The organism is Kitasatospora sp. NPDC032757, assembly GCF_055579305.1.
The window spans coordinates 434018-456265 of record NZ_JBVINN010000001.1 but is presented as its reverse complement, the minus strand read 5'-3'; the positions used below and the strand labels follow the sequence as shown (position 1 = coordinate 456265).

25 protein-coding genes and 2 pseudogenes are annotated in these 22248 nt (G+C 71.3%); 9 read left to right on the top strand and 18 right to left on the bottom strand.

Annotated features, from left to right (window positions below; all coding sequences use genetic code 11):
• Positions 1-125 precede the first annotated feature (125 nt).
• A complete protein-coding gene (locus ACZ5WK_RS02010) occupies positions 126-689 on the bottom strand; it encodes a TetR/AcrR family transcriptional regulator (protein WP_465543987.1) in 564 nt (187 codons plus the stop codon).
• Positions 690-898: 209 nt separating this feature from the next.
• Between ACZ5WK_RS02010 and ACZ5WK_RS02005 the strand changes: the two genes are divergently transcribed.
• Positions 899-1813, top strand: coding sequence for a TIGR03620 family F420-dependent LLM class oxidoreductase (locus ACZ5WK_RS02005; protein WP_465543985.1), 915 nt, complete (start codon positions 899-901; stop codon positions 1811-1813).
• Positions 1814-1862: 49 nt separating this feature from the next.
• Here ACZ5WK_RS02005 and ACZ5WK_RS02000 read toward each other — a convergent pair whose 3' ends face one another.
• Complete coding sequence (locus tag ACZ5WK_RS02000; protein WP_465543983.1) at positions 1863-2738, bottom strand: LysR family transcriptional regulator; 876 nt, start codon at positions 2736-2738, stop codon at positions 1863-1865.
• 149 nt (positions 2739-2887) lie between these two features.
• Here ACZ5WK_RS02000 and ACZ5WK_RS01995 point away from each other — a divergent pair, with 149 nt between their 5' ends.
• Entirely contained in the window at positions 2888-3379 is a 492-nt protein-coding gene (locus ACZ5WK_RS01995; protein WP_465543981.1) for a cupin domain-containing protein, read from the top strand.
• Positions 3380-3526: 147 nt separating this feature from the next.
• On the opposite strand, the gene ACZ5WK_RS01990 is transcribed toward ACZ5WK_RS01995, so the two are convergent.
• Both ACZ5WK_RS01990 and ACZ5WK_RS01985 read right to left on the bottom strand, forming a co-directional pair.
• Complete coding sequence (locus tag ACZ5WK_RS01990; RefSeq protein WP_465543979.1) at positions 3527-3889, bottom strand: hypothetical protein; 363 nt, start codon at positions 3887-3889, stop codon at positions 3527-3529.
• Positions 3890-4065: 176 nt separating this feature from the next.
• A complete protein-coding gene (locus tag ACZ5WK_RS01985) occupies positions 4066-5070 on the bottom strand; it encodes an alpha/beta hydrolase (protein ID WP_465544346.1) in 1005 nt (334 codons plus the stop codon).
• Positions 5071-5859: 789 nt separating this feature from the next.
• Here ACZ5WK_RS01985 and ACZ5WK_RS01980 point away from each other — a divergent pair.
• Positions 5860-6045 carry a CPXCG motif-containing cysteine-rich protein gene (locus tag ACZ5WK_RS01980; RefSeq protein ID WP_465543978.1) on the top strand — a complete coding sequence of 62 codons (186 nt, stop codon included), beginning with the start codon at positions 5860-5862 and terminating at the stop codon, positions 6043-6045.
• A gap of 31 nt (positions 6046-6076) precedes the next feature.
• Here ACZ5WK_RS01980 and ACZ5WK_RS01975 read toward each other — a convergent pair whose 3' ends face one another.
• The 4 genes from ACZ5WK_RS01975 to ACZ5WK_RS01960 form a co-directional block, all read right to left on the bottom strand.
• Entirely contained in the window at positions 6077-7768 is a 1692-nt protein-coding gene (locus tag ACZ5WK_RS01975) for a hypothetical protein (protein ID WP_465543977.1), read from the bottom strand.
• Complete coding sequence (locus ACZ5WK_RS01970; RefSeq protein WP_465543975.1) at positions 7768-7902, bottom strand: hypothetical protein; 135 nt, start codon at positions 7900-7902, stop codon at positions 7768-7770. The genes ACZ5WK_RS01975 and ACZ5WK_RS01970 overlap by 1 nt, the downstream gene beginning before the upstream one ends.
• A gap of 271 nt (positions 7903-8173) precedes the next feature.
• Positions 8174-8893 carry a hypothetical protein gene (locus tag ACZ5WK_RS01965; protein ID WP_465543973.1) on the bottom strand — a complete coding sequence of 240 codons (720 nt, stop codon included), beginning with the start codon at positions 8891-8893 and terminating at the stop codon, positions 8174-8176.
• A gap of 111 nt (positions 8894-9004) precedes the next feature.
• On the bottom strand, positions 9005-9538 hold the full coding sequence (locus ACZ5WK_RS01960; RefSeq protein ID WP_465543971.1) for a PadR family transcriptional regulator: 534 nt from the start codon (positions 9536-9538) through the stop codon (positions 9005-9007).
• 121 nt (positions 9539-9659) lie between these two features.
• Between ACZ5WK_RS01960 and ACZ5WK_RS01955 the strand changes: the two genes are divergently transcribed.
• Positions 9660-10580, top strand: coding sequence for an alpha/beta hydrolase (locus ACZ5WK_RS01955; RefSeq protein ID WP_465543969.1), 921 nt, complete (start codon positions 9660-9662; stop codon positions 10578-10580).
• A gap of 211 nt (positions 10581-10791) precedes the next feature.
• Here the strand turns inward: ACZ5WK_RS01955 and ACZ5WK_RS01950 are convergent, their stop codons facing one another.
• Positions 10792-10989 (bottom strand): hypothetical protein, encoded by a 198-nt coding sequence (locus tag ACZ5WK_RS01950; RefSeq protein ID WP_465543967.1) that lies wholly within the window; start codon positions 10987-10989, stop codon positions 10792-10794.
• 175 nt (positions 10990-11164) lie between these two features.
• A pseudogene (locus tag ACZ5WK_RS01945) lies at positions 11165-11728 on the bottom strand (DUF5753 domain-containing protein); the annotation flags it as partial.
• A gap of 482 nt (positions 11729-12210) precedes the next feature.
• Here ACZ5WK_RS01945 and ACZ5WK_RS01940 point away from each other — a divergent pair.
• Positions 12211-13389 carry an rRNA adenine N-6-methyltransferase family protein gene (locus ACZ5WK_RS01940; protein ID WP_465543965.1) on the top strand — a complete coding sequence of 393 codons (1179 nt, stop codon included), beginning with the start codon at positions 12211-12213 and terminating at the stop codon, positions 13387-13389.
• Between the two features lie 219 nt (positions 13390-13608).
• Positions 13609-14202, top strand: coding sequence for a hypothetical protein (locus ACZ5WK_RS01935; protein WP_465543963.1), 594 nt, complete (start codon positions 13609-13611; stop codon positions 14200-14202).
• On the opposite strand, the pseudogene ACZ5WK_RS01930 reads toward ACZ5WK_RS01935, so the two are convergent.
• The 3 genes and pseudogenes from ACZ5WK_RS01930 to ACZ5WK_RS01920 all read right to left on the bottom strand — a co-directional run.
• Positions 14135-14335: pseudogene (locus ACZ5WK_RS01930) on the bottom strand (hypothetical protein); the annotation flags it as partial. The gene ACZ5WK_RS01935 and the pseudogene ACZ5WK_RS01930 sit on opposite strands and share 68 nt — an antisense overlap.
• Before the next feature lie 39 nt (positions 14336-14374).
• Positions 14375-14608, bottom strand: coding sequence for a DUF397 domain-containing protein (locus ACZ5WK_RS01925; RefSeq protein WP_465543961.1), 234 nt, complete (start codon positions 14606-14608; stop codon positions 14375-14377).
• Complete coding sequence (locus ACZ5WK_RS01920) at positions 14605-15465, bottom strand: helix-turn-helix domain-containing protein (protein WP_465543959.1); 861 nt, start codon at positions 15463-15465, stop codon at positions 14605-14607. Before ACZ5WK_RS01920 ends, ACZ5WK_RS01925 begins: the two co-directional genes overlap by 4 nt.
• A gap of 187 nt (positions 15466-15652) precedes the next feature.
• Here ACZ5WK_RS01920 and ACZ5WK_RS01915 point away from each other — a divergent pair, with 187 nt between their 5' ends.
• From ACZ5WK_RS01915 to ACZ5WK_RS01905, 3 genes are all read left to right on the top strand, one after another.
• On the top strand, positions 15653-16096 hold the full coding sequence (locus tag ACZ5WK_RS01915; RefSeq protein ID WP_465543957.1) for an ATP-binding protein: 444 nt from the start codon (positions 15653-15655) through the stop codon (positions 16094-16096).
• An 87-nt stretch (positions 16097-16183) separates the two neighbouring features.
• Entirely contained in the window at positions 16184-16906 is a 723-nt protein-coding gene (locus ACZ5WK_RS01910) for a hypothetical protein (RefSeq protein WP_465543955.1), read from the top strand.
• Positions 16907-16976: 70 nt separating this feature from the next.
• Entirely contained in the window at positions 16977-17786 is an 810-nt protein-coding gene (locus ACZ5WK_RS01905) for an alpha/beta fold hydrolase (protein WP_465543953.1), read from the top strand.
• Between the two features lie 43 nt (positions 17787-17829).
• Here ACZ5WK_RS01905 and ACZ5WK_RS01900 read toward each other — a convergent pair whose 3' ends face one another.
• The 5 genes from ACZ5WK_RS01900 to ACZ5WK_RS01880 form a co-directional block, all read right to left on the bottom strand.
• Positions 17830-19200: an MFS transporter gene (locus ACZ5WK_RS01900; RefSeq protein WP_465543951.1), complete on the bottom strand. Its 1371-nt coding sequence runs from the start codon at positions 19198-19200 to the stop codon at positions 17830-17832.
• A gap of 322 nt (positions 19201-19522) precedes the next feature.
• Positions 19523-20062, bottom strand: coding sequence for a hypothetical protein (locus ACZ5WK_RS01895; RefSeq protein ID WP_465543949.1), 540 nt, complete (start codon positions 20060-20062; stop codon positions 19523-19525).
• A 174-nt stretch (positions 20063-20236) separates the two neighbouring features.
• A complete protein-coding gene (locus ACZ5WK_RS01890) occupies positions 20237-20914 on the bottom strand; it encodes a signal protein (RefSeq protein ID WP_465543947.1) in 678 nt (225 codons plus the stop codon).
• Positions 20915-20969: 55 nt separating this feature from the next.
• Positions 20970-21533 (bottom strand): GNAT family N-acetyltransferase, encoded by a 564-nt coding sequence (locus ACZ5WK_RS01885; protein ID WP_465543945.1) that lies wholly within the window; start codon positions 21531-21533, stop codon positions 20970-20972.
• Positions 21534-21797 (bottom strand): DUF6271 family protein, encoded by a 264-nt coding sequence (locus ACZ5WK_RS01880; protein ID WP_465543944.1) that lies wholly within the window; start codon positions 21795-21797, stop codon positions 21534-21536.
• Between the last annotated feature and the right edge of the window lie 451 nt (positions 21798-22248).

Here is a 22248-nt window from a genome sequence, read left to right as displayed (position 1 = left end):
CCTGCCGCGGGCGTGGCCTTTTCGGTGCGGCCTTTGGGCGTAGCCCTTCGGCGCGGTCGGCCTGGTCAACGCCCTCGGCTGGATCACCGACCGGGCCCCGGTCTCCGGGTGAGGCTCGGGCTCGCCTAGCGGGCCGGGGCGTGGGCGGCGTCCAGGACGAGGGCGAGCAGGCGGTCGGCGCTCGCCTCGTCGTCCGGTCCGGACCCGGTGGTGGTGAGGGCGATGCCGAGGGCGAGGCGGAGCAGGTCGTGCGGGGTGACGTCCGGGCGGGCGGTGCCCTCGCGCTGTGCGCGGGCGACGACGGAAGTGGCGGCGGCCTCGATCCGGCGGTGGCAGTCCTCGCCCAGCGCGTCGGTGACCTCCAGCAGCAGCGCGCCGCCGAGGCCGTGATTGGTGCGCGCATGGGTGATGAATGCGCGCAGCCACTCGGCGAGGGCCCGGTCGGCGGGCTCGGTGGCGCCCAACTCGTCGGCGCGGGCGCAGAGTCGGCCGACGCGTTCCTGCAGGACGGCGGCGAGCAGGGCGGCCCGGTTGGGGAAGTGCCGGTAGAGGGTGCCCGGGCCGACGCTGGCCCGCCGGGCGATGTCGTTGAGCGAGGCCTCGGCGCCGGCCTCGGCGAACGCCTCCTGGGCGGCGGCGAGGAGCCGCTCGCGGTTGCGCCGGGCGTCGGTGCGCTGCGTCGGGGGCATGGGCGGGGTCCTCGCGGTCGGTGGGCGGTCGTTCCGGGGCGGTCGTTCCGGGGTTGGGTCCGGTGGTGGCGGCCGGGTGGTGGTCAAGCGGAGAGGTTCTCCGTATTGTAGGCCACGGCAAACCGGAGAGCCTCTCCGGATGGCCCCGCTGTGGCGTGCCCTGACGCGCCCTGCCCCTGACGATCACGGACGAGCTTCGAGGAGCACCGATGACGGACACCGCGTGGAACGGCCTCGGCAAGGTCGGGATCTGGACCTTCGCCTTCGACGCCCAGCCCGCCGGCCGCGTCCGGGAGGCCGCCGCGGAGGTCGAGGAACTCGGGTACGGCGCGATCTGGTTCGGCGAGGCGTTCGGCCGGGAGACGGCGGGCCAGGCCTGGCTGCTCCTGTCGGCGACCCGGCGGCTCACCGTCGCCTCAGGCATCGCCAACATCGCCTTTCGCGACCCGATCGCCGCCGCCACCGCCACCCGCACCCTCGGCGAGGCCTTCCCCGGCCGCTACCTGCTCGGCCTCGGCGGCCACCGGGTGGACGACACCGTCCACGAACTCGACGGCTACCCGATGCCCGCCCGCGGCCGGGCGGTCGCCACCATGACCGCCTACCTGGACGCGATGGACGCCGTCCCCGTGCACAGCCCCGCGCCGGCCCCGGCGCCCCGCCGCGTGCTGGCCGCACTCGGACCGAAGATGCTCCGGCTCGCCGCCGAACGCACCTGGGGCGCCCACCCGTACTTCGTCCCGGTCGAACACACGCTTCGGGCCCGGGAGTTGATGGGGCCCGAAGCCTTCCTCGGCGTCGAACAGGCCGTCGTCCTGGACACCGACCCGGCCCGCGCCCGCGAACTGGCCACCGCCCACGTGGCCGGCTACGTCGCGATGGCCGCCCACCAGGAGGCCAACGTCCGTCGGCTCGGCTTCGGCGACGAGGACATCGTGGGCGGCCCGAGCCGCCGCCTGGTCGACGCGATCGTCGCCCACGGCGACGCCGCCGCGATCCGCCGCCGCGTCCGCGAACACCTCGACGCCGGCGCCGACCACGTCTGCATCCAGGTCCTCACCGCAGACCCGGCCGCCCTCCCCGACCGCGAGTGGCGCGAGCTGGCCCCGGTGTTGCTGCACTGAGGGCCGGCTGCCTGCACCGAATGCAGCCGGGCTCGGCCACCCGCGCTGCTCACCCTCGCAGGGCCCGCAGCAGCTGCCGGATCGCGGCCGTCGGGGGGCCCGTGGGGACGGCGAGTGAGGTGGTGACGGTCGCTCCGGCGAGTGGGCGGACGGCCACGTGTGGGAGTTGGGGCAGGCCGGTGACCTCGTAGAAGACCGTCCAGGACGGCTCGACGTCGCCGCCCAGCTCCGTGAGGGTCTCCTGGAGGCTGGTGAACGGCTCTCTGCGTGGCGGGTCGATCCCGGCGGCCCGGCAGGCGTCGGTCACCAGGCCGTGGAACGGCGGGTTGCGGTCCCGGGGGGCCAATCGCAGTGGCAGTAAACCAAGTTGCTCAAGGTGGAGTTCGGATTCTGCCGCGAGGGGGTGGCCCGCCGGCAGGGCGACGAACAGCGGATCGTGCCACACCGGGACCAGCCGGAGACCGGGGTGGTCCGGGAGGGCGGCGGCGCGGACCAGGGCCGCGTCCAGCTCGCCCCGGTGCAGCGCCGCCAGCCGTTCGGCCGGCGACGCCCGCCGCAGCCGGACCCGCAGTCGCGGCGTGCGGTCGGCGAGTTCGGCCAGGGCCCGGTACAGCCGGTCGCCCGGCACCTGCACGGTGCCGAGCCGCAGCACCCCGTCCCGGCCGCCCCGCACCTCGGCGGCCACGAGGCCGACCTGCCGGACGGCGGCGAGCGCCGCCCGCGCCTCCGGCAGCAGGCGTTCACCGGCGGCGGAGAGCCGGGTGTGCCGGGTGGAACGGTCGAAGAGCACCACGCCGAGTTCCCGTTCCAGCCTGCGGATCTGCTGGCTCACGGCCGACTGCACGATGTCCAGCCGTTCGGCCGCCCGGCCGAATCCGCCGTTCTCCGCCACCGCGACGAAGTACTGAAGCTGCCTCAGCTCCACCCCGCGCCCCCTTCTTCATCACGATCGATGATGACTGTGTGCTCCAAGTCCTTCTGGTCCGCGGATCATCCCGGCCGGTCCAATGGGGAGCGACCCGGTTCCGGACGTCGGAGGCCCGGGGACGGCGCAAGCCGGGAGACGAGGAGATCATGGGAAGCAAGCAGCCGGGCCCGCTCGTGGTGCAGCTGGCCGAGGTGGAGCGTGTCGAGATGCCGCACGGCGCCTTCCAGTTGCTGGCCGACGCCGGCAGCACGGGCGGCGCGTTCGGTGCCAACCGGCTGACGCTCGGGACGGGTGCCGACGGCGCCAGGCCGCACTACCACGCGGTGTCCTGGGAGGTGTTCTCCGTCCTCGACGGCACCGCCGAGTTCCTGCTCGGCGACCGGATGGCCGTCGTGGGCGCCGGCGGACTGGTCGCCGTACCCCCGGGACTGCCCCATGCCTTCGGGGCCGCCCCCGGCGCTGCGACGGACCTCCTCGTCATCGCCGCACCGGGTGTGGAGCGCTTCGAGTACTTCCGCCGGCTGTCCAGGATCGCCGGGGGCCGGGAGCGATTCGACGACCTGATGCCCGACCAGGACACCTACGACGTGCACTTCGTCGGGAGCAGTGTCTGGGATTCGGCACGGGACCGGCGCTGATCGTCAAGTCATGCCCCGTGGGGTGCGTTGGCGAGGCGGCGGAGGGAGGCGGGGCGAGCGGGGTTCGTCCGTCCGGGGCCGAGGGCACGGAGCAGGAAGTCGACGGGGGTGACTTCCTGCTCCGGCGGTGGGTACGTGCCGGCCGTACTACCGGGAGGCGTCCTTGTCCTGGAGGCGCTGGAGGCGGAGGTTGAGCGCGCCCCAGATCCACGCGGCGGAGAGCGGGAGCGTGACGACGGTGAGGCCGACGGCGCTGCGGACGCGGTCGTCCACGACGCGGGCGCACCGGTCGCGGGAGTACGTCGCCGAGGAGGCGTCGGCGAGTACCGGGGAGCCGCACTCGATGCGGCCGTTGGTCCCCGCGGTGGCAGGGAGGAAGGCCATGCCGATCGCCCAGATCCATCCGACGACCGTCAGGAGCCCGAGCGTGTTGACCACCCAGTGCTGGACGCGGTTGGCGCGACGCCACGCCCGCTCGTCCGTCTCCCGCAGATACTCCGCAACCTCCATGGTCTCCCCCTGTCTTCGATGCGGTCGGTGGTCGGAGGGATCATTCCAGGCCCTGCACCTGGCAGCCAACAGTGGTGCCGTGAGGGCGGAAGCGCCGGGTTTCGTCCCACGGTGCCCGTCCGGGTGCGCGTCCTGGTCGTGGCCGCCGCGTCAGTGGCCGCCGCGCCGGGGAAGGCTCATCGTCCGAGGATCCGCCGGAGCCAGCGCGTGCGCGCGTCGCGGGCGTCCCGGGTGAGGACGGCCTGCGGCGCGAGGCTGTCGAATCCGTGGAAGGCGCCCGGCCATACGTGCAGTTCGGCCGCGCCGCCGGCCTGCCAGAGCGCGTTGGCGTAGGCGACGGCCTCGTCCCTGAAGCTCTCGGCCGACCCGACCTCCAGGAAGGCCGCAGGCAGCCCGGACAGGTCCGTGGCCCGGGCGGGGGCCGCGTAGGGCGGCAGGTCCGCGGCGCCGTACCGTTCGCCCAGCAGGGCCTGCCAGGCGGCCGCGTTGGAGGTCCGGTCCCAGGTGTCGATGCCGGCCATCTGGTGGCTGGAGAAGGTGTTGTCGCGGTCGTCGAGCATCGGGCTCAGCAGCAGCTGACCGATCGGAACGGGCCCGCCGCGGTCGCGGGTCAGCAGGGCGAGTGCTGCGGCGAGTCCGCCGCCGGCGCTCTTCCCTCCCAGGACGATGCGGTCCGCGTCGAATCCCAGTTCCGCCGCCCGGTCGGCCACCCAGGTGAGCCCGGCGTAACAGTCCTCCACGGCGCCGGGGTAGCGCACCTGCGGCGCCAGTCGGTACTCGACGGAGACGACGGCGAGTTGCAGCGGGAGAGCCCATTCGTGAAGCGTCTGCGGAAGGACGGACCACGCGTTGCCCATGACCATTCCACCGCCGTGCATGTAGTACAGGAGCGGCAGCGGCCCGGTGATGCCGGCAGGCCGTGCGCTGACGAGCGTGACGTCGTGCCCGCCCGGCCCTCCCGGTGCACGCAGCTCCGCCACCTCGAAGCGGCCGTCGGCCCGGAGCTCCCGGACCGTCGGCCTGGGCCGGGTCGCGACATCCTGCTCCTGCCGGGCCGCCAGGTTCTCCGGGGTGAGCGGTTCCCACGCCTCCGCTCCCGTGGCGGCCAGTACGGCCCGCAGTTCCGGGTCGAAGGGAGGTGCCTGCCGGGCTGTCCCGTCAGGGCCGTGCTCCGACGGCATTCGTCCGGTGCCCGTCACGGGACCTCCCCCTGTCCGAGGACCGCCCCGCGGCAGCCCGACCATGACAGCTTGCCAGTCCGCCGAACCTGTGAGGACCCGTCCGGGAGCACTCGGTCGGCACTGGGGCCGGGCCGTCGGTTGGTGCGTCCGCCCGGCTCCGATGGCGGATCACTGGGTTAACGCGGCAAGGACCGTGTCCACTATGTCAAGTGTCTCGGTCCCGAGGCTCTCGACCGAGGGCAGCAGCATCCCGTTGCAGGCCACGGTGTCGCGGTCGTGCGGCGTCACGCTCTCGCTTCGCGATTCGCTCTTGAGGGCGGTCGCTGATGGCCTCCGTCGATGAGTCGCCACCTTGGCGACGTTCGGCTCGGTGTGGGCCGTGGTCGCTGTTGCTCACAACCTCGCGGACCACGATATTGGGCAGACCGACCAGCCGGCCGCGGGGAAGGCGGCGCCGACGGAGGCAGAGATCGCCGAGTGTGTCAGCCCTCGGCGGGGCTGGGGTTCGTGCCTGCGCCATGTTGCCCAGTACCACCTGGTGATGGGCGTGACGCTGACGTTGGTCTGGGTCGTTCTGTCGCTGCGGATGTCCTTGCCTGGTCTGGCGGTGGGCATAGCCGTGTTGGCTGTGACCCGCGCCTTCTTCGCCGTGGCTGCGAGGCTGGATGACTGCCTGCGGTTGGTTTGTTGGTGCTTCTCGTTCGCTGCGCCGGTCTCGATCCTAAGATCATCCGTGGTCCGGGACACCAAGCTGTCCAACGAAGTGGCACAACTACTGCGGAGGTTGCCATGGCGCTCGAAACTGCATTCTATATCTGCCCCTACTGCGAGGAAGTGATCGAGATAACGGTCGACCTGTCGGTGGGCGATCAGGAATACATGGAGGACTGCCAGGTCTGCGCGAAGCTCACTCGATTCGGGGTCGAGGTCCACGGCGACGAGTTCATGCTCGACGTGCATGGCTATAACGACTGAGCTCAGCTCTGCTGATCACGCCGGTGTGACATCAGCGGCGGGGCAGGGGGACGACGCCTGTGGCGCCGTCCCCCTGCCTTTGATCGGGGACCGTGACGGGTGTACTGAGCTGGCGGCGAAGCCTCTGGACTTCGTCGTCCTTGGCGGCCAAAACCGACAGGAGGAGCTGGTGGCGCTCCTTGAGCTGGGTGAGTTCGGTGTGGGGGCGGGCAAGTTTGCCGGTGATCCGCTGGTTGAGGTCCCGCAGCCGTGCGATGCGGGCCTCGCGTGGGTCGGGCTGCTGGCCTGCCGCCGAGGCGGCTGCCCTTCGCTTCTCGAACTCGTCCTTGAGGTGGCCCCAGGTCCGGTAGAGGGACGCGCGGGAGATGCCCGCCTCACGGGCGAGCGTCTTGACGTCGCAGGCGCCGCCGGGCGGGAGCTGCCCGGCCAGCAGCCGGCGGGCCTGGACCAGGAGTGCCCCGCCGATATCGCGGTGCCCACTGGGCCGCAGCAGACCCTGAAGGGCGCGCCGCAGCAGATCGCGCTGCGCGTCCCGGGCGATGTCCTCGACCACCGCCTTCTGTGCCGGGGTCGCGGCCGACAGGTAGTGATCGCCCTCGACCTCCGGCGACTGCCGGTGACCGCGCTGGGCGATGAACGTCGTCCTCAGCCGCCGGCGGTCGATGCGCAACGGGTGGCCGTCATCACTGCGCAGGTCGTGGGCCTTGACCCACCCGCGCATCATGTATTCCTCGAAGGCGGCGCGGGAGCACCGGCCCTGCCGCTTCACCAGCCACACATCGCCGGCCAGCCCGTCCGGGGCATGCCCGCGCAGCAGGGCGCTGTGCTGGAGCCACTGCTCCAGCAGCAGCGATGCCCGCGGCGACAGCACCAGGCTCTCGTCCGCAGTGCGGCCCTTGGTGTAGGACAGCAGCGTCGCCTGCCTGCCGGCCCAGCGGATCCCGGACACATCCAGGCCGGCCAGCCCGTCCGGGACGATGCCGGTCCAGGCCGCCAGCAGCAACATGAAGGTAATAGCGTCCCTGTGGGACGGGAACAGCCCGGCCCGGACGCCCTCGATGCCCCGGTGGCACTTGGTGAACACATCCGGCGTGATGCCCAGATGGGCGGCGGCCTCCGTCCTCGTCACCGGCCCCATCCGAAGCATCAGCCAGGCCCCGTTCGCCCTGCTCCAACCGCCGACCGCCGGATCCTGGCCCCTTTCAGCGAGGGCGATCATTCCCTTCTGTTCGTTCCCCAGGCGGCGTACCTCCTGCTTGCAGAGGTTGATCAGCCGGTTCGACTCGGTCGGCGCGTAGGGCGGCAGCGGACCCTTGACGGCGGGGCGCTTGTAGTTCGTGCCGAACACCATCTGCCGCACCGGTTCGGGAAGCACCCGGTGCCGGGCATCGAAAGCGCGCAGGATCGTGCGCGTTCGGTATTCGACCAGGTAGTGCGACCGCAGCCAGAACGCGCCGAGCACCGCCCTAGTCAGATCGGCCGCGGAGCCCGTGAAGCCGTCATCGGCCAGTTCGCGGACCATCCGGCGCAGGTTGTAGGTGAAGCTCTTCACCGTGGTCAGCTTGGCGAGCGGCCCGTCGGGATGGACTGCAGCCGCCAGGCCCTCGGTCAGATCGGCCGCCAGCCGGGGGTTGGGCAGGTCACCGATGACGATGACCGTCGCCGCCTCGCCGGGAAGGGACAGCTTCAGTGCGAGCGGATCGCGCAGGACTTCGGCCGGCATCAGAACTCCTCGGCGAACTCGGCATCGGCCTCGGCGAACGCGGCCGCATCGGTGACGTCGCGGCCGTTCTCCCAGGCCGCGCGATAGATCCAGTGGACATCCAGGCGCTTGAGGTAAATCTCCGTGGTGACCACGCTGGAGTGCCCCAGCAGGTCCCGCAGGATCAGCAGCGGATCGGCTTTCAGTAGGTAGAGCGCGAGACCGGAGGCATCTGCGTCGCCGCGGCGAGCTGGGCGGCCTGCCGGTAGTGGCCCTCGACCAGCTTCTCCAGGGTCGCCATCGCGAAGGTGTGCCGGCACCGGTGCGGCGCGACATCGGGAAACCGAGGCTCGAAGCGTTCGCGGATCCGGCGGGCCGTGCGGCGAAACAGCGTGCCCCAGTCCACGAAGGGCCGCCCGTCGTAGCTCAGCGCCAGCAGCAGCGAGCCGCCCTCCGGGCCGACCAGCCGCAGCCGTTCCTCCGGCCGAAGTGCTGCCCAGCGTGTGCCCGGCCGTTGACCCGGCCGCCGTGGAAGTCCGCCGCCTCCACCACCAGCGGCCTCCTTGGCCGCCAAGATCCTTGCGACATCTCCCTGTCCAGTGCGATGTAGGAGTGCACCGCCGCCAGCGAGGCGTAGTCGATCCACGTCGTGCGGTATTTCCGCCCCGTCTCCACCAGCCGGCCCTCGACCATCCGCCTGCCGGTGCCCACCGTGAACGGCACCGCAGAAGCCAGACCCTCGTCCTCAGCCCAGTCGTAGAACCGGCTCAGCGCTGTGACCTGCAACTCCCACGACGAGGACTCCAGCCTCTCGTCCAACGGCCCCGACAGCCGGCGGTCCGCGTACGTACCGAGCGCGGCCACCAGCTCCCGCCGTGTACCGAACACCGCGACACGGTGCCGCCGTAGATGCATCAGCCAGTCCCTCGCCGCCAGCGCGTACGCCCGCCACGAATTCGGCGACGGCGCCCCACTCGACGGCAGCGTACGAAGCCAGGTGTTCACCGCCCGCGTCGCCCGCGGGCCGGCCTCGTCCTCGAACAGGAAGTCGTCGTCGAACAGCACCGGCATCCGCTCGGGGATCAACGGCTCGCCATCGAGCCCCCAGGACTGCCAGCCCTCCGCAGAGAAGAAGTGCACCAACATGCGCCGGGACGGTAGGTCCCGGACACGCCCCTCAGCAACTGCTAACCCCACACCCCACCAACGGGAGTTGAGGAATGTGAGACACGCCAAGAAAGCAGCGACAACCCGGGTTCAGGCGTACTCGGCTGCCAGGGTCTCCCAGAAGTCGACGTAGTTCTGCTCGTGCCGGACGCCGAGGTCGAGCAGGCGGGCCCGGGATGGACTGGCCGGATCCGCTGGGTCCAGGTCGGCGAGTCGCCGGCGGTAGTCGTCGGCCCATTTCCGGTGCCGGGCGGCCTGGGTCAGGGCCAGCACGGCGACCTCGGCCGGGGAGGCGAGGTCGGTGAAGGTGAGTTTGAGCAGCGAAGGGTTGCGGGTCTCCGGCGGGGGTGTGGTCGGATCGGCCAGCCAGCGGTGCAGGGCCTCGCGCCCGGCGTCGGTGAGGTGGAAGACGCGGCGTCGCCGGCCGTGTTCCTCGGCGTGCTCGGTCAGCAGGCCGAGTTCTGCCAGCTTGGGCGGGTCTCGGTAGAGCTGGGCGTGCGGGATCGGCCAGTAGTTGTCGATGCTCTGCTCGACCCGCGTCTTCAGCTCGTACGGCGTCATCGGGCCGTTGCGGGCGATCAGCCCGAGCACCACGTACTGCGAGGGCGTCAGCTCGTCCATCATCCCGTCCTCCGGTCGACCCGATGGTCGACCCAGCGGTCGACCAGATACGCCATTGCAACCGTCTCAATGAGACTATAGGTTAGTTCCATTGAGATGGTCGCAATGAGATGATTGGGAGCCGATGAACGTGCACCTCGAGCTGGTCGACGTCCTGGCCACGCTGCCGGAGTTCGACCCGCTGGCCGATCCGCCGGCCACCCGGGCCCACCTGCGCAGCGTGCTGGCCGCCAAACCCCCGCTCGTGGACCCCCGCCTGGTCGTCGAGCACCTCGCCATCCCCGGCCCGGCGGGCGACCTGCAGGTCCGCCTGTACCGGCCCACCGGTGAGACGACGTCGACCCGCCCCGCTGTGATGTACTTCCACGGCGGCGCGTTCATCTCCGGCGATCTGGACACCGGTGACACCAACTGCCGCGACATCTGCCTCGCCGCCGACGCCGTCGTCGTCTCGGTGGACTACCGCCTCGCCCCCGAACACCCCTACCCCGCCGCCTTCGACGACTGCTACGCCGCACTGCAGTGGACTGCCGCCAACGCCGACACTCTCGGCGCGGACCCGAACCGGATCGCCGTCTCCGGGCGCTCGGCCGGCGGGGCACTCGCCGCAGCGACCGCCCTGGCGTCCCGGGACCGTGGTGGCCCCGCCCTCGCCTACCAACTGCTCCTCGTCCCCACCGTGGACGACCGGTGCGACCAGCCGTCGGTCGACTCGGTCAGCGACGGCCGAGTGATCGACGGGCGAGCAGTGCGCGGAATGTGGCCGCTGTATCTGGGGTCGAGGCCGGCCGACCAGTACGCAGCCCCGGCCCGGGCAACGAGCCTGGCCGGCCTGCCGCCCACCTACCTCGTGGTCTGCGAGCAGGACCCGCTGCGCGACCAGGGCCTGGACTACGCGCGACGGCTCATTACCGCCGGCGTCCCCACCGAGATCCATCACGTGCCGGGCGCGTTCCACCTCTTCGAGGGCTACGCCCCCACCAGCTCGCTCGCCCGCCGCACCACCACGGCCTGGACCACGGCCCTGGCTGCCGCACTGCGCTGAGACGTGGCTCGCCGCTCGCACGAGGCGTCGAGAGTCGGGCGAGCGCGGACGACTCGGCGGCCGGCGGGCAGGCGCACGCAGGTGCGGTCAGCCGGACGGGCTCCTCCGGGGCTGCCGCCAGTGGTGGCGTACGCCCACGGCCACTGCGCTTCGGCGCGCCCCTTGGAGCAGCTCCGCCGCCGAGTTCAGCCGGGTGATTCCGAGGTGGCCGTCACAGAGCGGCCAGTGCGGCGGCGAGTTCGCCGGAGGTCGGCCTGTCCTGCGCCGGCGCGAGCAGCACCGTCGGCAGCGCGCGTTGGCAGGAAGGCCAGGCTGTTGTAGGGGTGAGCGAGAGCCGCCCACCGGCGATGGCGATGCGGAGGTCGGCGGGGGCGAGGTCGAAGCGGGCGGCGGCGGTGTCGGTGGTCATGCGGGGCCTCTCGGCCGTGGTGGACAAGGCGCTCGTTCCGAATGTGGCGGAGGGTTCGGCGCGATGGCGACGTCGGCTTGGGGCAGGGAGTCGCCCCACAGTGGTGGCTGATGTTCAACGACGGTAGTGAGTGGTCGATCCACCGCCCAACGCGATTGCGGTCGATTGCGTGATCTCACCCGAGAGCGTCGATCGCCGCCGTGATCAGTGCGCGAGCCTCGGGCCCGCGGACGGCGTGTTCGCCCAACTCGGCGAACACGCTTCCATACATGGCTACTTCGCTCGGTTGGGTGATCGTGAGGTATCCGGAGACCAGCTCGACACTGACCTGCGTGGTGTCGTAGATCCAGAAGCCCTCGACGGGCCACGCCTTGTCGCGGGCCGGCTGCATGGGGAGCACTCCGAGGCTGACGTTCGGGCGCCTGCCTACGACCATGAGGTGGTGCAACTGCTCGCGCATGACCTCCCGGCCACCCAGGCCGTTGCGCAGGACACTCTCCTCGATCAGGAGGGCGAAGCGGTGGGCGCCGTCAGTCAGGATGTGCTGGCGCGCCATGCGCTCGTCCACGGCGGCGGAGACGTCGTCGACCAGGCCGCGCCGGTCACGGATCGCGGAGAGGATCGCCGTCGTGTAGGCGCAGGTCTGGACGATGCCGGGCAGCAGCCAGGACGAGTACGCGCGAAAGCACCGGGTGCGCTCGTAGAGCGGGCGAACCGCCTCCTGGGCCTGGCGGAGCCCCGGTCAAGGGCGCACGGGGGCGCGGAGGGGCGCTGGCTGCAACGAGCCGCACACCGCGCTCGGATGAAGTTGCGCAATCCTTCGCAACTTCGTTGAGGGCGCTTTCCGGTGCTCTCTACGGTGTGGTTGGTCACCCGATGTGACGCCTCCGTGACGCGGCCGGTCACACGGGTCGACCGCACGGCTCGCGACAACCAGGAGGAGCAGCGGCATGACAACGCTCACGACCCCGCGGCCACCCACCCCTCAGCCGCCGGCGCCGCCCGGGCCGGGACCCATGGTCCCGGCGAGCGGCGCGGTCAGGTGTGCGACGACCACCTTCACGAAGTGGACGACCCTGATGGGCGACCACAACAAGGGCGGTCCGAACGACGGCAAGGGTGGCGGCCACGCCAAACCGGGAGGGCCGGTGATCGGACCTTCCCCCTCGAAGGACGGCAGCGGTCCCACCCCTGACCCGAAGCACCGGAAGTGACCTCACGGTGAAGAGGCACCGGCACACCCCGGAGCAGGCCGCCATGCGTGGCCTGCTCCAGGCCGTTCGCGACACCCTCGGCCACGACGTGGCCCCCGAGTGGACGAAGGCCGCCGAAGCGGCACCTCGACACTGCTTCCTGCCCGAGTTGGTCTGGCTGGACGACGGCGACGGCTACCGGCCGTGCGACCGCCGGGGCAGCCCCGACCAGTGGTTCGCTGCCGCTGGTTACGACGAGCCCGTGGTGACGCAGCTGAACGACGGCGCGGTGCCCGACGATCTGGCCGACGCGTGGCCGTCGTCCTCGTCCTCGGCGCCGTCGATCGTGTTCCGGATGCTTGAGATGCTCGAACTCCAGCCGGGTATGAAGGTGTTGGAGATCGGCACCGGCACCGGCTGGACGAGCGCCCTGATGTCGCACCGGCTCGGCGACGCGAACGTGACGACGATCGAGCTCGACCTTTCCCTGACGGTGCGGGCCCGCGCCGTCCTGAGGGAAGCCGGGTTCGGCCCGGAGGTCGTCTACGGAGACGGGGCTTTGGGGTGGGGTCGGCATGCCCCCTACGACCGGGTGGTGGCCACCTGCGCGGTTCAGAGGATCCCGGCAGCGTGGATCGGCCAGACGAGGCCGGGCGGTGTGATCCTCACCCCGTGGGACAACCCCTGGGCACACTGGGGGCTTCTGCGCCTGGCGGTCGGCGACGACGGGACGGCGGTCGGCCGGTACAGCCCGGACAGTGCGTTCATGCTGATGCGCACCCAACGTACTCATCTGGGGATCTACCGGGACGTGGTGAAGGACGATCACCGGGCCGCCGAGTCCACGACGACGCTGCCCCGCCGTGCGGTGGTGGGGGGAGAGGCGGCGTTCGCCATCGGGCACCGCCTCGGCGATGTCTGGCACACCTGGGAGGACGTTCCGGTGGAAGGGGTGGCGGACCGGTTGTGGATCGCCACTACGGACGCGTGCTCGTGGGCAGCAGTGGACCACGACGGGAGCGCGGAGGACCTGTTCACGGTCTACCAGCACGGGCCGCGCCGGCTCTGGGACGAGGTCGAGGCGGCATATGGGTGGTGGACGGACAGCGGCCGCCCCGGGCCCAGCCGGTTCGGCGTCTCCGTCACCCCTGAGGGCCGGCACTGGGCTTGGCTCGACCAGCCGTCGAACGGGTGGTCCCTGCGGTAGGTCGTTGGCGTGGAGGCCCTGCCGTGGGGCAGGGCCTCCACGCTTGTGTGACGGGGTGGGGATGGGCGGCGCCGAGGCCAGGGAGCGACGGCGGTCGGCTTGTCAGACAGGTCTTGGTGCCCGTCTGCCGATGAACGTGACGAAATTGCGCTGATCGAATCCGTCGTTCCCCGATACGCTCTTGCGTCGATCAGGACAACATCCACAGGGGGACTAGCCATGACGGACACTCAGGCAGCTGCCGAGGCGCCGGTACCGACCGAGACGATCTCCGGCCCGGGGGGTGGGCGGAGCCGCCGCCGGCTCTGGCTGTTCGGTGGGGCGGTGGTTGCGGTGGCAGCGGTCGCGGTCGGATCCGTGCTGCTGTTCGGGGGCGGTGACGAGCAGGGGCTGAAGCAGACGCTGTGCGGGTTTGAGCGGGCCGACGGGACCCCGCTCGGCGCCCTGCTGCCCAAGGGGCGCCCCGGCACCGAGCAGCGCGAGGTGGACGCCGGCAAGGTGTCCTGCCAGATCTCGGTCGACGGGGAGCAAGTGCTCAGTTTCTCCCTGCTCGGTGTCGATCCCGAAGGCCCGGAGGAGGAGGGCCATGCGACCACGAAGGACCTGATCGGCCGGGGCGTCCTGGCCTCGGGGCCGGGCGCCGGAGTGACGGAGTACTGTGCCGGCGACCACTCCCGGGCGTTCATCGTGTCGGTCATCGCGGACACCGGTATGTTCTTCAAGGCGAACGCCGACCGGGATGCCCTCACCAAGGCGCTGGGTTCCCTGGCCGGGAAGGTCGCGGCCGAGCAGCAGCACGAGGTCTGCCGCTAGAGTCGCGGAGCGGAGACCTGACGACTCCGGCGCGGTAGCGGTCGGCGAGCCTGTCGAGTCTCGTGGCGATCGCGCGGAACTGCTTGAGGCGCGCGAAGAATCGTTCACGCACGTTGCGGTCGCGGTAGAGGGCCTTGGGCCCTGCCCCAATGGTGGGCAGGGCCGTTGGCACTCAAGCGGTGAAGTCGGGGGAGCGGGTCTCGATGGCCTTCACGAAGGCGGTCCACTCGGCCTGGTCGAAGGCGAGGTGGGGGCGGTCGGGGTGCTTGTCGTCGCCGAGCCAGACGTCGCCGTTGGGGAAGCGGGCAATGATCACGCAGTCGCCGTTGCCGTCACCGGAGAAGGGGGACTTGGTCCAGGTGGCGTCGGCGGGGTTGTGGTCGTAGGGATCCTGCTTCTCGCTCACGTCAGCTCTTCCAACTTGCGTTCAAGGGCAGCGATGGTGTCCTGTGGGGACAGGGCGCACCGCTTCACCCGGGCGAGCGCTCGCTCGGCTCGTCGTACGTCGCGTCCCGTTCTACGCGGGAGCATACCGCCGACTGCCTCGATGAAGGCGAAGCCGTTTTCGGGATCATCGGGGAAGCGCATCAGGGTGATTCCGGACGACAGAATGCCAGGCCGTCCGGCACTCAGTGGCACCATTCCCAGCGTGACGTTGGCGAACTGGGCGACCTTGATGGCATGCCGGATCTGTTCGACCAACACGGTACCGTCGCCGGCCACGAGCAGCGCGACCTCGCCGAAGTAGGCCTCGAAGGTGAGTGCCGGCTCCTGGGTCAGCCGACGCTGGCGCAGGATGCGGACCTCCGCCCCCGCCTCGACACGTTCCTCGTTGGGAGAGTCCAAGCCGGCGGCGATCATCTCCTTCGCGTACCCCTCGGTCTGGACCAGGCCGGGAAACGCGGAGGGGAAGTAGTTGAGTATGTGCGAGGCATCGGCTTCGAGTGCGAGGTATTCCGCGAAGGCCGGCGTGATCGCCTCGGCGTAGTCGAGGTCGCGCCACCATTGTTTGGTAGGGGCGTTTCCCAGAAGGTTCTCAAGGTCCTCCCGTTCCTGACCCGCGACGCCGGCGTGATCGAGCAGCGTGGCCAGGTCGGCTGCGCTGATCGGCTGCTGGGCGCGTTCGATCCTGCTGAGCCGACCGGGACTCCAGCCCTTCAGGCCGGCCGTCACGTCGATGAGTGTCTTGTTGTTCTCCAGCCGCCAGGCGCGCAGTTCGTCGCCGAGGCGGATCTGCCGGATCGCTGACAGGTCCTTGCTCAAGTGGCGCCCCTCCCTCCGGGTGTGGACGACCAGTCTCGCCAGATGGCGGGCGAGGACTCAAGTCCGATTCAAGATCAATTAATTTCTTCGAGCATTGCTGTTGCAGGTTCGATTTCGCATGCCCCACACTCAACGTGACCGCACGAACACGCTCCTGATGGAGCGTCTAGATGCGAAGGGGTGAACTATGTCCACTTTGCGCACACCCGCCCTCCGTACCTGGGAGGCCACCCTCACCGAGCACTCCAGCTCGGTCCGTACCGCCCGCCGCCACATCCGCGACCAACTCGCCGCCTGGGGCTGGGAGGGCGAGCGCGTCGACGACCTCGTCCTCATCACCTCCGAGCTCGTGACCAACGCCGTCGTCCACGCCTGTCAGGGGCAGGGTGAAGTCCGGCTCTGCCTCCAGGAGTTCGGCGGTGACTGTCGCCTCGAAGTCTGGGACTCGCGCTTCGACCTGCCGCTCCAGGAGCGGCGTCCGCGCCGTTTCAACGAGGGCGGTCGCGGGATCGAGCTTGTCCGCGACCTCGCCCTCGACTTCGGGGTGGTCGTCCGCCGGGGCGCCGGCAAGCGCGTCTGGGTGCGCGTCCTGCTGGATGCCGCCAATCAGCAGCCCCCGCTCGCCAGTTGAAGCAACCCCGCATCACCACCGGGCGCGATCACGCGCAGGCGAAGGTCACCCGGTTTCCACACTCTCCGCACCAAGGAGCAAGCCCCCATGCACCCCGCTGCCATCGCCTTCCGTGACCCCGCGGCCGTCTACGAGCGCTGCGAGATCGGCGGCGTCCGCCGCCTCACCCTCGAACCCGGCTACGAGACCACCGTCGTCGTCCCCGACGGCGACTGGAAGCCCCTCCCGGACGGGTATCCCGAGCGGTTCGCGCCCAGCATCTTCACCAGGGACAGCGGCCTGATCGAGCTGTTCCGCGTCCCCGACACCGTCTTCGACCTCCACACCCTCGCCGCCCTCGTGCACACCCTGGGTGACCCGACCCCGGTCACCCTCGGTGATACCCACGACGACCCCGGACAACTGCTCACGCACGTCGACCCCGTCACCGGGCTGCGCCCCGGGCTGCACGTCGACAACCACCAGAACCTCCCGTACGCCGCCCGGGAGACCGCCCGCCGGCGGGTCTGCGTCAACCTCGGGCCGGGCAGCCGGTACCTCCTCCTCTCCGACACCGACATCAAGTCGATCTGCCGCACCGTCCACGACCGCTACGAGGACCACCACCCCCGCACCGCCGACCTGCGGCTCTTCGTCACGCTCCGCCGTCCTCTGAACGTCCTGCGCCTGCGCATCGACCCCGGCGAGGGCTGGTTCGCGCCGACGGCCGTGCTCCCCTACGACGAGTCCACCGAGGGGCAGGAGTTGCCGTCCGTCACCGGCTCGTGGTTGGGGCACTGGGACCGCGGGGTGTTCGGTCCGCTGATCTGACCGGGCCCGATCAGGTTGTGTCAGGCTGGTGGGGAGGGGCTGGAGCGCGACTGCGGTCGGGAGGCTCGCGATGGCCGAGATCAGGGTGAACGGGGTGTCGTTGTACTACGAGGCCCGGGGGTCCGGGCCGGGCGTGGTGCTGGTCCACGGGTCCTGGAGCGATGCCGACAACTGGGCACGGGTGGTGCCCGGACTGGCCGAGCAGGCCACCGTCGTCGCGTACGACCGGCGCGGGCACAGCCGCAGCGAGGACCTGCTCACCCAGGGTTCGGTGTACGAGGACGCGGCCGACCTGGCCGCGTTGATCCAGGGGCTCGGCCTCGCCCCCGCCTTCGTCTGCGGGGACTCGTACGGCTCGCTGATCACGCTCCGCCTGGCGGCCGCCCGCCCCGACCTGCTGCGCGGCGTGGCCGTGCACGAGCCGCCGGGGGCGGGGATGCTGCTGGCCGATCCCGAGCTGCGGCCCATCGGGACGGCGTTCGCCGGGCGGATCGCGGCCGTCCGGGAGCTGCTGGAGCAGGCGGAGTCGGCCGCCGCGGCCGAGCTGTTCGTGGAGACCCTGGCGTTCGGGCCGGGGGCGTGGGCGCAGCTGCCGGCGCCGATCCGGCACACCTACATCCGCAACGCGCCGACGTACCTGGACGAGCTGCGCGACCCGGACGCGCTGGACCTCGACCTCGCCGCCCTTGCCCACTACACCGAGCCCGCACTGCTCACCCAGAGCGACGACAGTGCGCCGATGTACGGCGAGGTGCTGGACTTGGTCGACCTCGCGCTGCCGAAGGCGGAACGGCACCTGTACGAGGGTGCCGGTCACGCTCCGCATCTGTCCCAGCCGGAGGAATGGGTACGGGTGACCGTGCCGCGCGTCCTGGGGTGAGGCGCGCACGAGGGGCGTGAATCGCCGGGTGCGCGCCCCTGTGTCACTGCCGGGCACGCTGAGCCGTCCCGGCGTCACGGTTGCGGGTCGCACCTGTAGTGCCGAGGCGCCCGTCGGCCGCCGGCGCCTCTCGAGACGGGAGCGGAAGCGTCCTCCCCAGGCGGGCCAGCGGGGACAGGGCCATCAGCACGGGCGACAGCAGCATGCCGGCGGCCGTCACCAGGAGGCTGCCGCGCAGCCCCCACTCCTCCGCGAGAAGCCCGCCGAGCAGCGAGCCGAACGGGGTCAGGCCCATGCCGGCAAACGTGATCGTCGCGGCCACGCGGCCCTGCATCCCGTCGGGGGTGACGGCCTGCCGGACGGCCATGACCGTGACGTTCACCAGCTGGCCGCAGGCTGCGAACACGAGGTTGACCGCCACGAGTACGGGGATCGTGACGACGGAGGGGCCGTGCAGGGCAGGTACAGAGAGCATGGCGCCGTCACCGAGCACTGCCGCGAACACGAGCACCGGGCCGTGACCGAACCGGCTCGGAAGACGGGCGGCGAGCAGCGAGCCCAGGAGTGCGCCCGGCCCCGTCGCCGCGAGCGCCAGACCGACGGCGGCGCCCGACAGGTGGAGGTCCCGCGGAAGGAAGAGCAGGTAGACGGTCATCATCGCCGCGAAGGAGAACTGGAAGGCGGCCGAGGCGAGGCCCACCGCCCGCAGTGAGGTGTTGCCGCCGACGAAGCGCAGCCCCTCCTGGATCTGCCGCCGGACCGGGGAGGGGCGGTCCGATCGCTCCGGGGCCGATTCGATGCTGCGGATCCGGCGGATCGACAGGACCGACAGCACGAAGAACAGCGCGCCGGACGCGGCGGCGATCGGTGCCGACAGCAGGGACACCAGTGCTCCGCCGAGAGCAGGCCCGCCGATCTGTGCGGCGGAGCGGCTGCTCTCCACTGCACTGTTGGCTCGCACGAGCTGATCACGTTTCACCAGCCGGACGAGCGATGCCTGGTACGCCACGTCGAAGAACACGGACAGGGCGCCGACGACAAGGGCCACCGCGAGCAGCGCCGGGAGGCCGAGTCCGCCGAGGAGGCCGGCCACGGCGGCCCCGCCCAGTGCCAGGGCCCGGCCGAGGTCCGCCAGCACCATGACGGTCCGGGTCCGCCACCCGTCCACCCAGGCGCCGACGAAGAGCGAGAGCAACAGAGTCGGCGCCTGCCCCACCGCGCGGAGGGTGCCCACCTGGTCGGCGTCCGCGTCGAGCGAGACGACGGCGATCAGCGGCAGGACCACCAGGCCCGTGTGCTCGCCGAGTTGGGACAGCGTCTGGCCCACCCAGAACCGGCGGAAGTCACCGTCCCGCCAGAGGCCCGGCGGCGCGGGCCGGCCCGCATCGGATACGACGGAGGAAGCGAACGGCACAGGGACCCCTCGGGTTGCCGAGAACAAGGCCCCCACCCGGCGCCCGGCAGGCCCGTACCGACGGGCGCGCACCGATGGGCGCACCGACGGTTCAGGTGGGGGAAGGCTCGCTGTGCCGCGCAATCAAGGGCAGCACTCGATGACGGGCCGATCACGGCCTACGACGTCAACGCGTGCTCGGACGGCCGGGCATGTCTCGACTCCTCGTGGGTTGCTCGCCGGCCTCGAACAGTAGCCCTCGGTGAGCCTGGTGTGAAAGCGAATTGAGGCCGGGGCAGACAGCGCGAGGGTCAGACAGCGCGAGCGCCAGGCGGTGCGAGGGTCAGGCGCCGCCGCGTACGGCGAGGAGGACGGCGAACAGGGCGGGCAGGAAGCCGACGGCGAGCACGGCCAGCAGACAGCCTCCCGAAGCACCCGCCGTGCTGCTCGCCGAACCGCCCGCATGCGCCGGGCCGCCGGGAGGATCGATGCCCTCCACCAGAAGTCCGAACACGACCGCCACGGCGTCCTGCCGGACCTTGAGCGGATCGTTCGGCGTCGGATAGCCGACGCTGGTCCGGATCCGCGTCTCCCAGAGCCGGGCGTCGGCGGGGCTCTTCGCGAAGTGCGCGGCGATGGCGCCCCGGAGGTACCCGGCCACGCCCTCCCGGTCGTCGTCGCCGGCGGCCAGGTTTCGTCTCAACCAGTCCTGGGCCGTCCGCATTTCGTCGCGCATCGCGTGATGGGCCGCGAGGATCAGCATCGCGTCGGTGACGCCGGCGTCGGCGGCCCGGCGGTACCAGACGACCGCGTTGTCCCAGTCGTCGCGGCGGGCGAACTCGCGCGCGGTCTCGAATATCCGTCCAGGCTGTTGGTCGGGCATGTGACGCCTCGTCTCCGTCGGAGCGGACCGTGCCGATGACGGTACCCCGCCAAGGCTGAGCGGGCGACAGTTCCCGCAAGCCGGCGGCGCGGACGGGGGTGGACGGGAGCGCACGGGGGTGGAAGTCGGACCGGCCGACTTCCACCCCCGCCCGCCCCGATCGGGCCGGTCCGCTCAGGCGGCGCCGGTGGGGGTGGGCTTGGCGACCGTGAGGTGGTAGTCCACGGAGTCGGAGAACGAGCCCGACTCGCCGTGGAAGCTCAGCTCGTGGCTTCCGGGTGAGAGCGGCTCCAGGCGCACCCAGAGACCGCACGACCAGGTGTGGAAGTGGTCCCGCTTGTCGGTGAACGGGTTGCCGGCGGCGGTGAACATGTCGATCGGGGTCGCGTCGAGCTTCTCGGGCGTCAGGGCCTTCCCGTCGAGGACTGCACCGCCCTTGGCCGCATCCATGAAGCCCAGGCAGTCGTGCGCGGGGCCCATCAGGTTGACGAGCGGGAACACGACCGGGACCCCGGTGGGGACGGTGCACGAGCGCTCGGCGGCGCCACCGGTCGTTCCGGCCAGGAGCCAGATCCCCTCCTTCTGGCCCTGGGCGCACCGGCGCCCGTCCTGGTCGAGGACCGGGTTGCGGGCCGACTCCGTCGACGCGGCCCAGACCCACCAACGGTTCTGGAGCTCGGCCGAGGTCAGGTCGCGGACCACGATCGGCGGGTCCGACTCGTCCGCCTCGGGTGAGGCCGAGGAGGACGGCGGGGATGAGCCGAGCGCGTCACCGGGGGGCGGCGAGCCGGTGCAGGCCGTGGCCAGGGCGAGGGTGCCGAGGGCCAGTGCGGCCAGTCGTCGGGGAAGCATGATCGGAAGCTTAGGAGCGAATCGAACCGGCGTCCCCCGAGTTTCGGGCAGGCTGTCAGATCGCCATCGACATGTAGACCGCGCGCTTGCCGTAGCACTCCGGGACGGCGACCTCGCGGTGGGTGCGGTAGCCCAGCATGGCCAGCAGGATGTCGCTGCGCCGGACCGCCACCATCGAGATCCGCCCGAACCCCTGGGTCCGTGCGTACTCCTTGAGGTGGCGCATGAACCGCAGGGCGACGTCCTTGCTGCGCCACTCCTCGGCGATGACGAGATCGTGCACGTGGAGGTTGCGCGGCTCGGGATCGGACGCGGGCTCGGGCCCGGTCGCGGCGGGCTCGGACGCCTCGGTGCCGCCCTCGTCGACCGCGCCGAGGTCCGGGCAGCGGTACAGCGGGTAGGGCAGGCTCAGCAGGTAGCCGATGACCTCTCCCCGGCGCTCCACCACGAAGCAGGTGTCCGGCGAGGACCGCCCCCGGGACTGGAGGGACGCCCGTCCCTCGGACAGGTTGTCCGCGGCGTAGGCGGCGAACTCCAGCGCCACGACGGCATCCCAGTCGGCGTCGGCCAGCCGGCGGAAAGTGGCGTCGTCGGCCGTCACGGTGATGTCGTCGGTCATCTACTCGGCCCCTCCGGCCGGGATTCCGGCACACCTCGCGGCCGCCACCAACGGGCCCCAGGCCTCGATCAGCCGGGCGAAGGACTCGGCGTTGGCCTGTGCCTCGTCCAGCAGCTGCTCGCGCCGGAGGGCCAGGTGGTCGGCGGACTCGGCGTGCACCTCGACGCCGAACTGCTCGGCCGCGTGCGCCGCCTCCGTGCCGACCGCCGAAATCGTGGCTGCGCAGGCCAGGTTGGTGGGCAGGGCCGGACAGATTCTGCTCATGCCTGTTCTCCGTTCGGTCGTCAGGGGCATGCGGCCGCCGGCCCGGGGCGGCCCGGGGCGTGGCGAGGCCGCGGCCGGACGCGCGGCCGCGGGGGTTCCGGGCGGTGCGCGGTGAGGGTGCCCGAGTACTTCAACTCGGCAGCCTTACAAGCGAGTCCAGGATTCCGGCCGAGGGGTTGCGGTCACGGCCCCGGCCGGGGCGGTGGCGCTGTCCCCTACGGTGGACTAGACCAACTTTGGGTGTCAATGGCGGCGCCACCGAGTGCCGGAGGGGGCGGAGGACGCTGCCCGATCGGGCAGTTGGGGCCTCGGGAGTTCGAGGCTCCGGGCCCCGGAAACGGCGAAGGGGGGTGGGCGGCACCCCAGGCCACCACCCCCCAACAGGCACAGCCGTCCATAAACCAGGGCCTTGCGGGGGGGGAGTTTCGTCAGTTTTCAGCCGTTGACGGTG